Source organism: Pseudoalteromonas sp. G4 (assembly GCF_028875915.1).
GTDB lineage: Bacteria > Pseudomonadota > Gammaproteobacteria > Enterobacterales > Alteromonadaceae > Pseudoalteromonas.
Map to the genome: position 1 here is coordinate 57,655 of NZ_JAPEHW010000004.1, position 13,213 is coordinate 70,867.

The following is a 13,213-nucleotide window of genomic DNA, read 5'->3' on the forward strand; positions in this document are numbered from 1 at the left end:
AAAAAATATCATAAAAAAAGCCCAACAATTGTTGAGCTTTTTGGCTAGGTATATAAATACGCTAGGTTTAGTTGAAAGTCACTGGTTTTAGTGTCGGTTATTAAAACTCATATGAAAAATCTAAACTGATTTCCGTTGGCATTTCTTTTTGACGAATTAGCACGTCATTTTGCTCAACTTCAAAGTCTTGACCTAACACATTCTTAACTTTAAACGTAATTGTCGAGTTAAAGTTAGGATAATAACTATAAACAACATCCAATGAATTAATTGGTTGTTCATAGGCATCATCAAAGTTATTAACACCTGCCGCTAAGATACGGTCACCAAATACGTTATAAATTACAGACGCTTGATGATTACCATTATGCGAATCATAGTTAAGCTGTAAGTTTGCTACGTATTTAGAGTGCCCTGTCATACGACGTTCTAAATTTGTTAAATCACCACGTTGACTCTCAAGAATAGTTACTTCAGAGTCACTCACTGTGATGTTACCTGATGTAAAGAACGCACCACCTAACATATCGGCGTGTAGTTCTGTCATCCATTCTGCTTCAATACCATAAACAACTGCGTTGTCTGCATTATCAAATTGCAGTGTGAAACGACCATCACTTTCTGTTAATAGTGCTTCAATTGGGCTGTCGATATCTTTGTAGAAAGCACCAATTGAGTAGTTATCACCACTTTCAAGGTAGAACTCTACACGGGCATCAAAGTTATCAAGGTAACTTGATTCAAGATATGGATTACCCAAAGTACGGTAATCTGTTAATGGATCTTGATACTGTACCGGAGTAAGTTCACGTAAATCAGGGCGAACCACTGTGTTACCGTAACCAAATCGCACTTGATATGTATCTTGGCTATAGGTCATTGATAATGAACCAAAATAGTCATCTTCTAAAACAGTTGCTTGTTCGATTGCTTCACTGCTTAGCTTATCTGCAAGCAATGATGGGTCGAACGCACTTCGTGAAAACGCTAAAGCTACTTGACGGAAGTCTTCGTAACGCACACCACCACTTAAACGCCAATTATTATTAATGGTGTAATCAAATGCACCAAAATAAGCATCAATCATCTGTGCTGCAAGGTAATCGTCAGCTGTTGGTTCTTGGAAAAGAATTTCAACATCTGTGTTATCAACCATGCTATCGTTACTAAAGTAACTGCCAATATTTAATGCTTGATCTTCACTTTGCGCTAACTCAAGTTGTTGTGTTTGTGCAAAACGGTAGTTGAAGAAATCGGTACGGTAATCACGCGTTTTTTCGATAAAGTAACCACCACCAGAGAGCTCTAAATCAGACCCTGCAAAGTAGAATACTTTATTAACATTAAGACCCCAGTTTTCTACCTGATCTTCCATATCAACGAAGCGGTATAGATACGGGTTACCACCAAGCGAACCATTATAGAAAGTGCGTTGGTACTGGCCATTTTGATACTCATCACGAACTGTGATTTCTAGTTCACCTGGGATCTCAGTGGTTGCTGTTGAATCAGTATAATGCCAATCTACACCGAAGCCATCTAGTAAACCCCAAGTTAAGTTATGCTGGCCACGTACTTGAAGAATATCAAGTTGGCGCTCTTCAAACGAAGTAGTGTGACTACGCTGAACCTGACCATCTTCGATACTTAACGACTTTGAAGGTTCTTGATAAATTGCAACTGATGCTTCATCTTCAGTATCACGAAGTTGCATATAAGTTGCTGTTAAATCATGGCCATCTAACTTATAACCTAAGTTAAACGAGGTATTTAGCTTGATATTATTCTTAGTCGATTGCTTATTATTTTTGGCAGAATAACATGCGAATGTATTCGTCGAACAATCACCCGTTGCAGCTGCGTCAACCGCAGAAAGTACCGCTGAAAATTCTTCAGAATTTGACCATTCATTGTCATAAGCAACACTTGCTAAAAAGCCAAGTGAACCACCAAAGCCAAATAGATCATCAAAACGGTCGCCGTAAACAGCTTTTACACCAAAATCAGGATTTAAACTTTCTTTCGTTAATCCATAATCACGTGGCAATGCTTTAATTAAGTCTTTATTAAGCGCAATTGCAGCATCTTGACCAATGTCACTGCCAAGTGCTTTAGATTCAACATCGCGAATATTACGAATAGAAATATCAGAAAGGCCGTTTACATAGCGATTAAGCGCAGCGCGCACTATACCAGGCATTGCACGTGAACCATCATCTGTGCCTAGCCAATCATCGCTACCACCTTCATAGGTATAGCCTTTGTCGTTGGTATCTTTGTAGCTGGCACCAATATCCACTTTGAATACACGTTCATTAGGAATACTTTTAGTACGAATATTCACATCACCACCACCAAACGCTGCTGGCATATTCGGTGAATACGCTTTTTGAACTGATAGTGATTCAATGATACTTGATGGGAAAATATCAAGTGGAATTACGCTACGTGTTAAGTCTGGACTAGGTACTGATGCACCATTTAAACGCACACTAGAATAACGCTCACCAAGACCACGTACGTAGATAAACTTATCGTTAACTAAGCTTAAACCTGTTACACGACGAAGTGCAGAAGCTGCATCTGAATCACCGGTACGTGAAATCTGCTCAGCACCCATGATGTCGGCAACGAAAGCTTGGTTTTTACGCTCTTCAATTACTGCACTTGCACTGCCTTTTAACCGGCTTGCTGTAGCAACAACTTCTTCAATTTCCTGTTGTACTTGTGCTTGTTCATTATCATCTGCAATTGAGGAAAATGACGAAAACGCACAAAGCACTGAAAGCGTGACTAAATTAGCTTTAAATTGCTTTTTTGGTTTCATAATTAAATCCTCTAAACCGATAGTACATATAAATTGGTGTGGCAGTTGCCACACCATAACTGAATACTTGGCTTAGATTATTGACCAGCGCGTGCTAATGAAGCTTTAACAAACTCAGCCCAATCGCCAGTTGCACCTTCTTGGATTGCACCTACGTAGCCTGCGTTATCAAAGAATGAATTAACTTCGCTCATGTCTTTAGCAACGGTTGTTACTGCATTACCATCTTTATCCATCATTGCTGATTTAGTAGAAACGCCATCTGCTGCAAAGATGTTATCGAAGCTTGCAAAACCGATGTTTTGGTTATTGCTACCTGCAGCAAACCATGCAGCCATATCAAAACCTGCTAAGTCACCTTCTAGTGCTGTGTTTACTTCTTCAAATTGAAGACCACATGCAAAGATTGCACTTTCGAACTTGATGTCACCGTTTTTAGCATTTGCGTGAACACCCGCAGCGCCTGACTTGTCTTTTTCATTGTATAAGTCTAAACATGCAGAACCTGATTCAGTTGAAGAGTTAGCAAATAGGATATTAGCCATGTGTGCTTTACCCCATTCTTTCATTTCCATACCCGCGCCAGTACGACGACCTTCTGCACCTTCTGAACCTGTACCAATTACAGTCGCATTTGCAATAATTGGGCTTGAAACTGTTGTTACTAGGCCTTGACCATCAGCAGAAAGTGGATCTTTCTTCGCGCCATCTGTTTCAAAACCGTGGTTACCATATTGTTTTGAGTGAACAAGGATGTATTGACCCATACCTTTCCAACCTTCATCCCAGTCAACACCGTCATCACCCGTTTCAGTTACAACAATGTGCTTAAGGTTTACAGAACCACCAAATAATTCGATACCATCATCAAAACCGTTGTGAACATGTACATAATCAATTGTTGTACCTGAACCTACAGCATTTAGCGTTAGACCGTTCAGTTCATCACCTTCAACACCATAACCTGCGTATTTGATAACAATATGCTTTAAGATACCGCTGTTATCTTGTGGGTCGTTACCACCGTAGTATGAAACAATACCTTCAGCAGTGTGGTTACATAGATCTTGTGATGCTGAATCAGCAGAACAACGGATTGAATGACCACGGCCATTTACCTGAATACCACCCCAGTCGCCGATTTGTGCAGTTGTTGCATCGTCACCATCTACTTCTGCAATTGACGTGAAAACGATCGGCTTGTCTACTTCACCGATTGCTTCAATATTTGCACCACGTGCAATACGGATAAAGCTTTCAGGCTTTGTAAACGCAATGGTAGCGCCAGCTTCAATTGAAAGCGTAGGACCGTTATCATCGATTGTAGCGCCTGTTGATGTATCGACATCTTTACCGATGAATAATGCACCTTCAAATACGTGCGCACCGCCATTTTCAAGACGAGGAATAACGAAAGAGCTTGTGATATCTTTTGCGTTACTTGCGAAAGCTTGGCTATAAACACAATTTACGCCTTCTGCTTCGCCTGTGAACTCAGCACCATCTAGTGTGTAAGTTGCACATGAAATTTCTTCTACTGGTGTACCTGTGCTTGGGTTTGTTACAGAGTTGTCTACGCTGTTATCAATTGTTGTTGGTGTAATATTGATATCGCCACCGCCACAACCTGCAAGTGTTAATGCTGACGCAACCATGCTCACTTTAAATAAACCAGAAAGTTTCATTGTTTTCTCCGTTGATAGTTTTAAGCTTTTTCGCTTTTGTGTGCTTATGCACTAATTTAGAATTGCGTATACGTTAGAGGGTTTATGTGTCAAATGGGTTACACTTAATTAACGTGTCGATGACAGTTTCTTGTCAGATTTTTTAAAATTGTGAATTTGAAGCTGTTGTATGGCAATTTTCGGAAGTTGCTGATTTACAATGAAATAAGGGACCATATAGGTCCCTTAGAGGTTGATTACAAATTTTATTTTATAAAACTATTACAGATACGCCTTGCTTAATGTGTCTTTATCAAGTTTTTCACGTTTCACATATTGCAACCATTGTTGAGCAAGTCGTTCTGCTTTTTTAAATTTCTTTGCTTGTTCAAAGGCTAATATAGACGCATCAAAGTTTTCTAAATTATATTGCGCCATACCAAGCGCAATATACGCATTAGATTCTTGCTTCAATCCACCTTTATCTAGGGCTTCACGTGCTGAATCAGCAGCTTCATCAAACAATTCTAAATTAAGATAAACTTCTGCTAAGCGGCGATCATACTCACCACTTTCTGTTTGTTTTGCCGCAGCAATAAAATATGGCACTGCTTTTTTATCTTCTCGTGCTTGCATATAGGCTTCTGCTACAAAAATAAGGTTTTTCGCAGATTTCTCAATGTTGCCTTGCTCAAAACCTAGCTCCATTGCATTTGCTGCTTTGTATGCCAGACCCGAATACATATAGATTTGCGCAAGGTTTTTGAGTTTTGTACCGTCATTCAAAAAACCGCGTTGTTTTGCTGTTTCGATTAATGCAAGTTGTTTATTATCTTGACCAATTTCGCCATACATACCCGCTAGTTGCACCCAATATTCTGGCTTATCGAAACGTAGAACCATCTCTTCAAGTACGCGTACTACCTCTTTTGGTTGGTTTAATGAATAGTAAGAAGCACGTAATAATATATACCAGTTCTCTTTAACATCTTTATTTTCAGCATCATGTAAATTGATTGCCGTATTAATAAATTGAACTGCACTTTTATAATCTTTGGCCTGGTAACTCGCGTTTGCTTTTAATTCGTAATAATTTGCTTGAGGTGGTTTCGTATTGAGCGATTCCCACTGATTTAAATAACTAATTACTTTGTCAAACTGACCTTCCGCCATGGCAAGTTGTGCCAACGAAAAAATGGTATTTAATTTTAAGCTTTCTGGTATTGGGTCTTGTTTCACGACGTTTTCAAAAGCAGCCATAGCGTCGCTAACACGATTTTCATTGTAATAAATAAAACCGTAAAAGTTATACATCATCGCTATTTCATAGCTGTTCATACTTGACGATTTTTTCTTAACGATATCAAGCGCTTCAATACCCGCTGCAACATCTCCATCATCAGCAAGTTTTTGGGCACGTGCCAATTGTGTGTACACTTTGTTACGAAGTGCAGGTACACGCTTTGTTTTCACTTCTTCAGCCTGAACAGAAGCAAATTCGGTATTAAAAATTGCATCGCTTAGTGGCGCGCCAAATACACAACTCACTAATGCAATACTAATTAAATTTCTTTTCAACATTGTAATTCAACCTAACTCTATTTATTTATACACACTTAACAGCGTTTAAAGTTCAGGGTTAAGGCAATGAAATCTTTCATTGCCTTAAACGATTAGCCATTAATTTGGAACGTAATCTTGTTTTGTACACCGGCTACTTCTACTGCTTCACCATTTACAACACGTGGTTTGTATTTAAACTTAAGTGCCGCATCCATGGCTGCACGATTAAATATCTCTTCTGGTTCTGCCTGTATTACCCGAGGAGCAGACACAGTACCTGACTTAGTTACTGTAAATTCAACAATCACATAACCTTCTATACCACGGCTTAATGCTCGACGTGGATAAACTGGTGATACCTTAACAATTGGAAGGTATTCACCATCTCCAGAATCAAGTGCTAGGCCCGCTGCTAAATCAACATTGGTATCTACATTCGCAGAAAAATCAAAGTTACTAGCTGTTTGTGTTGTATCAGAACTACTCGCCTGTGGTGTCATTGGTGGTGGTGGCTCTTTTGGCTTTGGTGGCTTTTGCGGCTTACGTTCTTTCTTTTTTACCGACTCTTCCTGTTTGAGCCTGACAAAGTCTAAAACGTTACCTTGAACCGGTTCACTTGCCACACCATCACCACTTTGTATTAGTGCTTGCATGCCAAAAAATAACAATGCAGTAACTAAAATTGCGATTAAAGTGGAAATAAAATAACGCATGTCTACGCTTCCTGAGCCGCAATTGATACGTCAAATACACCTGCAGAACGCGCTGCATCCATCACCTTAATTAGGGTGTCAGTTGTGGCTTTTTTATCTGCCTGGATTACAACGCTACCCTGAGGATTTTCAGCATGTAAACGTTCAATGTTTGCTTGTACAGCACGAACATCTACTTGGCGTTTATTGATCCAAATTTCGCCTTTGTCAGAAATCGCAACTAAGATGTTGGCACGTTCTTTTTTAACTGCTGTTGCCGCTTCAGGACGGTTCACATCAATACCTGCTTCTTTAACAAAAGTGGCTGTTACAATGAAGAAAATAAGCATGATAAATACAACATCCAACATTGGCGTCATATTGATCTCTTCGTTTTCTTCTTCTTGAAATACATTTGCTAATGGTGCTCTCATAACTAGCTCCTAAATTCTTAAAATTGGTGTTAGTGGTCTAAGACCAATTTATCGTCAAGCAACGCAACTTCACGCTTTGCTTTACGTTGTAAATACGTTGCGGCAAATACACCCGAAAGTGCACCAACCATACCCGCCATTGTTGGGATAGTTGCTTTAGATACACCCGATGCCATTGAGCGTGCACTGCCTGTACCTGTGATTGCCATTACATTAAATACCTCAATCATGCCGGTGACTGTGCCTAGTAATCCAAGTAATGGACATAAAGCAACCAACATATTAATCATGGGTAAATTGTGATTAAGCTTTAAGCTAATACGCGAAATATTTGCTTGTTTAATTTGCTCCGCTTCCCAACTATTGCGCTCTTCACGTGCAAACCAATTTGAAATTACTGATTGTTTATTCGAACGATATGTTGTGAAAACATATAAAAAACGTTCAATTACCAGTAACCACATAGCGCAAATTAGGATTCCTATCACCAGCAGCACAGAGCCGCCGGTGTCTAGAAAATCACGTATCGCGTTGATGAAGTCCGCAAAGATAACCATCTTACTGCGCACCTTTCTCACTGCGCTCAGCAATAATGCCTGCGCTTTGCTCTTGTAAAATTACCAATAGGTTTTTAGAGCGAGTATTAAGCAGTGTGTAAATAAATACCGTAGGGATTGCAACAACAAGGCCTAACACTGTGGTTACAAGCGCTGTTGAAATACCGCCAGCCATTAGCTTCGGGTCACCAGTACCGAATAACGTAATTGCTTGGAAAGTATTAATCATACCGGTAACCGTACCAAGTAGACCTAATAACGGTGCGACAACTGAGATGATCTTAATTAGAGTTAGGTTACGTGTAATACGCGGCATTTCACGTAAAATAGCTTCAGAAAGTTTTAGCTCTAATGTGTCATAGGTAACATCAGGATACTGATCTTTTACTTTCATAACACGACCAAGCGGGTTGTCATCAGACGCCACATCAGTTTTAAGTTGACGCTTGATTTTACCGCCCATAATCATCAGTGATACAAAACGCTCTAACGCAATCAGTAAACCAACTAAACCAATAGCCAGAATGACATAACCTACCGCACCACCTTGGTGAACTTGTTCTTCAGTGCTTGGCGCCTGAACAAGTAAACCAAGAATTGAACCACCTGTTGGGTCTAGAGCAAAATCTACAAATCCAGAATTCGCAGCTTGTAAATCCGATGCGCTTGACTGAAAGCGCGCAGCTGGTTGACGAGTTAATTCTGATAACGTGTTAGTTGTCGCATTGTAATTTAAATATTTACCATCAGAAATTAAGTTAAATGAACCAACACGTACGACTTCTTTATTGACTTTTTCGCCGCCTGCAACGATAACGTCACGGTTAAAGCGAGATACTTTGCCTTGTTCAGTCATTTCGCGTTGTAATTCGAACCACACTTTTTCAATATCTTCGATTGACGCGAGTTTTGAGCTCGAACCCATTTTTTGCGCGAGATCACTTAAAAAAGCACCACGACCAGGTAATTCTGCTGAAACGTTCGACGTAATAAATTTGCTTTGTGTATCACCAGCAACTTGTTGTAATACACCGAACAATTCTTTTAATGAACCCATTCGTTTGTTTAGCGTTTCGCTCATGTTAGCTAATTTAATTTCATTTTCTTCGAATTGCGTTTCAAAGCGTGTTGAATCATTAATTAAGCCATCACGTGCATTAATTCGAGCACGTAGTAACGCTGCTTGTTGATTGTTTGCTTTTACAAACTCAGCTTCACGTTGTTGGTTTTCTTGTGATTGTTGGTAGTTACCTTGTTCTAACGTTTTGAGTAGTGAATCAAGATTTACAGGTTCTGTAGCAAAAGCATTAATTGTTAATAGTGTACTTGCAGCAACAACTGATTTTACGAATTTCTTTAATAACATAATGGCCTCGAATTAAACTGCTTTAACTGGCAGGGTTAGCATATCTGGTGCAAGTTGCTTTTTAGCAATGCGAATCGCTTTATTGATTTGCGAAATATTGCTATCAGGAAGGCGTTCAAAGTCACTCGCCTCGGTATTCCAAATACCTGCTTTTTTGCCATCTTTTGTTAAATAAATTAAGTCGAGTCGACCAATGCGTAGAAAATCTACTTCACGTTCTTGACCATCAACATCGATAAGGCCAGTGTAAGATTCAATAGTACGACCGTAATCAACTTCAATTTGATAAGCTTCAAGTACGCGACGGAATTTTTCACTAGATGCAACATCGGCACGGTCCATTAACTCTTTTAACGATGCTAAACGGTTAGCACGTTCCTTTGGAAGGAATGGCACATCTAAAGCTACAAATTGCTCAAGTGAAGTAATCATTTTTAACATTAACGGGGTAATTTGACGTTCAATAACAGAAACCTGATCGATTGAAACGTTAATGTTTTCCATTTCTAACAGCTGATTAGCGATTTGTTTTTCTAATTGCTTGTTATAAATCGTTAAACCGTCAATTTCTTTATTAACGGTTTTAAATTGCTGCAAACGTCCTTGCATGGTGTCGGCAATTTTATCAATTTTAGTTTGTGATTTTTGTGCTGACTGATTAATTTTGCTAGCACTGTCAATCACAGGCTTAAGCTGTTCATTAGCAACTGCAGTTAGTGAACAACCCACTAAAGCAGTAACTAAAACCTTTCGACTAAACTTAGTTGTAAACATTTTATGTAACCCTATTAAATGATTGCGCATAGTCTAGAGATGCAAAATGACATAAGGGTTGCATAAACGTGTCATTTACATTACAGCTACATAAAGTTGCAACATAAAATATTCAAATGACGGTTTTAAAGGGGATGCAGCCAATTACAAAACTGTAATAATGTTGAATTAGAGGAATATTTATAACCAAGAGTTTGCATCTAAATGACAAAATAATGTTCTTTTAGTTGTTTTCAGTAAAAGCTAGTGTGGGATTAGATGAGTTAAATAATTGACGTAATATACTTTCAAAAACCATTGGTTGAAAAATCCACAAATGTAATTTAGTGTTAGAATTCCAATTCATTTAAAAGGATATAAAAAATGAATCTAAAAATAATCGTTGCATCACTTGCGTTAGTGAGTGGCTCGTCGTTTGCAGTTAACAACGCAGATAATGAAGCGCTTTCCAAATTAATAACAACAGCAAATTCAAATAATGCCACTGCCCAAGCACTTGCAAGCTACAGTTTTTTTAGTGGTGCGAATTCAGAGTTAGACCAAGCTCAAGCATTGAGCTATTTAAAAAATGCACACAAAGCTGGTGTTGGTGCTGCTACTTGGTTATTGGGACAATTACATAAACAAGGCGATGTTCTATCAAAAGATAGTGAGAAAGCACAATACCTTATCGGTTTGGCAAACAAACGTAATTTTAGTAATGACCAAGGTGTATTGTTACTGGATAAAGAAACTTTCACTCAGTACATTCATTCAGTTAATTTTACTAACAACAAAAACAACAGCAGCAATGAAAATTTGTTTTCGAGCATGAGAAACAACAGTAATTGGCAATCTAATCGCAGTAGTATCGATCGTGCTGGCGGTAGAAACGGTTTATAACGTTTAGACGAAATTTAAAGGCGCCAAAAGGCGCCTTTTTTAAAAGTTAAATTGTAAATACAAAGTGTTGTAGTTACTACCGCCTTTAATTCTGCCAAACTGTTGTGCGGATTCAAAAATAGAAGAACGGTGATGAATACTGTAGCCTAACCAGGTATTTTGTAATTCCGGTGAATTAAAGACATCACCTAAATTAATGTCTAACGAAAAATCTAAATAGTTCATCAATTCACTGGGGCGATACCCTTTTCTTTCCATTTCGGAGCGTTCAATGTAGGTCACATTAGATACATAACTGAGACCTTCTGCGACACCAAAGCGAATTTTCCATGGAAGTGGCAAGGTGTAATACGCTTTAATCGCTACAACGTACTCTTGAATATTGGACTGTACTTCTGACTGCCAATGCCATGCGACACCTGGAGTGAGATAAATATCTAAAGGTAGGCCAAATAAATCATCTGTTAATGGATGACCATAAAATAACGAGGTTAATTGATTATTATATGGATCTTTTTCACTATCTCCCCGAAGAATGTCACCTATGTTGGAAGGTGTGGCAAATCCGTGGGCAACACGCCAATACGCTTTATTATCAATGAGTTTGGGCGCTTTTTGTTTGTTATTAAAAAATGCAAAACCCAAAAATAGTTCGTGAGAGTATGAATCATCGATTGCATTAGTATGTTTCAAATTGTCATCAAATGCAGTAATAGACGCAGAGCCAAGCAAATACAAATTACTCACTAGGTGATAACGTCCTTCCGCTTTCACTGTTAAATCTGCACCTGCACCAATTTTTTCATTAGTAAGGTCGTTTAGTGCATAATAGTGACTGTTAAATGATGCACTTTTATAACGTAATGTGGTTGATAGATTTATATCCCAATCATGGTTATTGTAATTGTACAAATAACCTAAATTAAGGTAAGGATTACCTTCTAAATCAGTCATCAATTCGCTAACCAGATGCTGCGAATTATCTAGCTTAAATTTGTATTGACCGCCAAAATCGAAGGTATCACCTTGCACTTGGTTCTGATATTCAAATGGAATATCAAAAAAACGCATACGTGTGATCGCATTAAAATGATGATTACTTTGTGCGTGTAAATAAGCCCCAGCTTCTAATCCTTTAATATAAAAGTGATCATTTTTAAAAAACATCATAGGAACAAAGCTGCTGACTGTATCACCTTGTGTAGCAAATGGAATGCTAGCGTGTCTTACCGTTGCACCTATACCCCACTCTTTTTCATATTCTTGTGCGGCAAGATTCAAAGAACAAAACGAAACAAACATAACCACAAAACGTACTAAGTTAGTTTTTAATGTCATTTGTAAACTCCCTTTGCTCTTTTAGCTTTAAATAAAACACAATAGATTATTTTCTAAACGTAATCTTATTGTTGTTATCCCTATTTTGTAACAAAAACTCACGTGAGTAGTTTGTATTAGTCGCCTTTGCTAATCGATCATAGAGTACAACATTCACTGTAGCAGCTAAATTCATACAACCATTTGTAGGAACATACACCACATCATCGCAATACTTAAGTACATTTTTTCGTATGGAACCGTCTTCTGGACCAAGCACATAAATGGCATTATCAGGGTGTAAAAAGTGCGGTAATGGCGTAGCTCCATCGATTAATTCAACTGCAATTATTTTAGTATCGGACTTAACCAGTTCGGATATATCGTTAATTGCCTGTAGTGGGATTTCTTCTACTCTTTGCTTTGTGTCTGTTGCAAATTTTTGGGCATAACCATAACGATTGCCTGTGTAATACACCTTATCAACACCATAACACCCTGCTGCTCGCATAACCCCACCGACATTTGTCGGGCTTTTGGGGTTAATCAGCAAAACTTCTGTGCGTGACATTAATCATGATCCTCTTTAGGCCAATCAGCAATGTAATCTTCAAATAGTTCCATATCGATTTGATTATCTTTCATCACACGACCTTTTACACTAATGCCCATACGGTGCATTACAGCTTTGCTTCCATTATTTAAAAGTGGATGCCATGAGGCAAGGCCTCGCCCTTCATGTAAACGACGGTAGCTACAACTTGGTGGCATAAAGAAAATATTATCGATGTTGTCTTTCGTAAGCTTTACGCAGCTTGGTACTAAAGTGGTACGGTTTTCATATTCCGTGCAAAAACACTTTTTAGTATCAAGGTATCGACAAACAATTGCGGTGTAGATGATTTCTTCGCCTTCTCGCAGTACATCGGTACTTTCAAAGGTGTCGTCTTGTTCATCACTGTCAATAAAGGTATGTAAGCAGCATTTACCACAACCGTCACAAACGGCTTCCCACTCTTCATCGTTCATCTCGGCTAACGATTTATTTAACCAAAATTTTTCTTCTAACATATGTGCCCCTAATTTTAAGGCGCCTATTTTATGCTAGATAAGTTAGAAAAGCGAAACTAAAGAAGG

The 13,213-nt window shown here is 38.5% G+C and carries 12 protein-coding genes; 1 reads left to right on the plus strand and 11 read right to left on the minus strand.

The genetic code is table 11. The features are described from left to right. Positions 1 to 100: 100 nt before the first annotated feature. From ON073_RS03200 to ON073_RS03235, 8 genes are all read right to left on the minus strand, one after another. Entirely contained in the window at positions 101 to 2,827 is a 2,727-nt protein-coding gene (locus ON073_RS03200) for a TonB-dependent receptor plug domain-containing protein (protein ID WP_274760418.1), read from the minus strand. A 77-nt stretch (positions 2,828 to 2,904) separates the two neighbouring features. Next, entirely contained in the window at positions 2,905 to 4,512 is a 1,608-nt protein-coding gene (locus tag ON073_RS03205) for a hypothetical protein (protein ID WP_274760419.1), read from the minus strand. Positions 4,513 to 4,773: 261 nt separating this feature from the next. Next, complete coding sequence (locus ON073_RS03210; RefSeq protein ID WP_274760420.1) at positions 4,774 to 6,072, minus strand: tetratricopeptide repeat protein; 1,299 nt, start codon at positions 6,070 to 6,072, stop codon at positions 4,774 to 4,776. A gap of 92 nt (positions 6,073 to 6,164) precedes the next feature. Beyond that, positions 6,165 to 6,767 carry an energy transducer TonB gene (locus ON073_RS03215; protein WP_274760421.1) on the minus strand — a complete coding sequence of 201 codons (603 nt, stop codon included), beginning with the start codon at positions 6,765 to 6,767 and terminating at the stop codon, positions 6,165 to 6,167. Between the two features lie 2 nt (positions 6,768 to 6,769). Beyond that, the gene (locus tag ON073_RS03220; RefSeq protein WP_040135876.1) at positions 6,770 to 7,180 is read right to left on the minus strand and encodes an ExbD/TolR family protein; all 411 of its coding nucleotides are present in this window, start codon (positions 7,178 to 7,180) and stop codon (positions 6,770 to 6,772) included. A gap of 29 nt (positions 7,181 to 7,209) precedes the next feature. Continuing rightward, positions 7,210 to 7,737: a MotA/TolQ/ExbB proton channel family protein gene (locus ON073_RS03225; RefSeq protein WP_040135878.1), complete on the minus strand. Its 528-nt coding sequence runs from the start codon at positions 7,735 to 7,737 to the stop codon at positions 7,210 to 7,212. Position 7,738: 1 nt separating this feature from the next. After that, positions 7,739 to 9,103, minus strand: coding sequence for a MotA/TolQ/ExbB proton channel family protein (locus ON073_RS03230; protein ID WP_274760424.1), 1,365 nt, complete (start codon positions 9,101 to 9,103; stop codon positions 7,739 to 7,741). Between the two features lie 12 nt (positions 9,104 to 9,115). After that, positions 9,116 to 9,877 carry a DUF3450 domain-containing protein gene (locus tag ON073_RS03235; RefSeq protein WP_274760425.1) on the minus strand — a complete coding sequence of 254 codons (762 nt, stop codon included), beginning with the start codon at positions 9,875 to 9,877 and terminating at the stop codon, positions 9,116 to 9,118. A 363-nt stretch (positions 9,878 to 10,240) separates the two neighbouring features. On the opposite strand from ON073_RS03235, the gene ON073_RS03240 reads away from it, so the two are divergent. After that, positions 10,241 to 10,759 carry a hypothetical protein gene (locus tag ON073_RS03240; protein ID WP_274760426.1) on the plus strand — a complete coding sequence of 173 codons (519 nt, stop codon included), beginning with the start codon at positions 10,241 to 10,243 and terminating at the stop codon, positions 10,757 to 10,759. Between the two features lie 39 nt (positions 10,760 to 10,798). On the opposite strand, the gene ON073_RS03245 is transcribed toward ON073_RS03240, so the two are convergent. From ON073_RS03245 to ON073_RS03255, 3 genes are read right to left on the minus strand one after another with little or no spacing between them, the layout of a single operon-like run. Next, positions 10,799 to 12,097 carry a MipA/OmpV family protein gene (locus tag ON073_RS03245; protein WP_274760427.1) on the minus strand — a complete coding sequence of 433 codons (1,299 nt, stop codon included), beginning with the start codon at positions 12,095 to 12,097 and terminating at the stop codon, positions 10,799 to 10,801. Positions 12,098 to 12,143: 46 nt separating this feature from the next. Continuing rightward, positions 12,144 to 12,647: an RNA methyltransferase gene (locus tag ON073_RS03250; protein ID WP_274760428.1), complete on the minus strand. Its 504-nt coding sequence runs from the start codon at positions 12,645 to 12,647 to the stop codon at positions 12,144 to 12,146. Continuing rightward, entirely contained in the window at positions 12,647 to 13,147 is a 501-nt protein-coding gene (locus ON073_RS03255; protein ID WP_274760429.1) for a YcgN family cysteine cluster protein, read from the minus strand. Before ON073_RS03255 ends, ON073_RS03250 begins: the two co-directional genes overlap by 1 nt. Positions 13,148 to 13,213 lie beyond the last annotated feature (66 nt).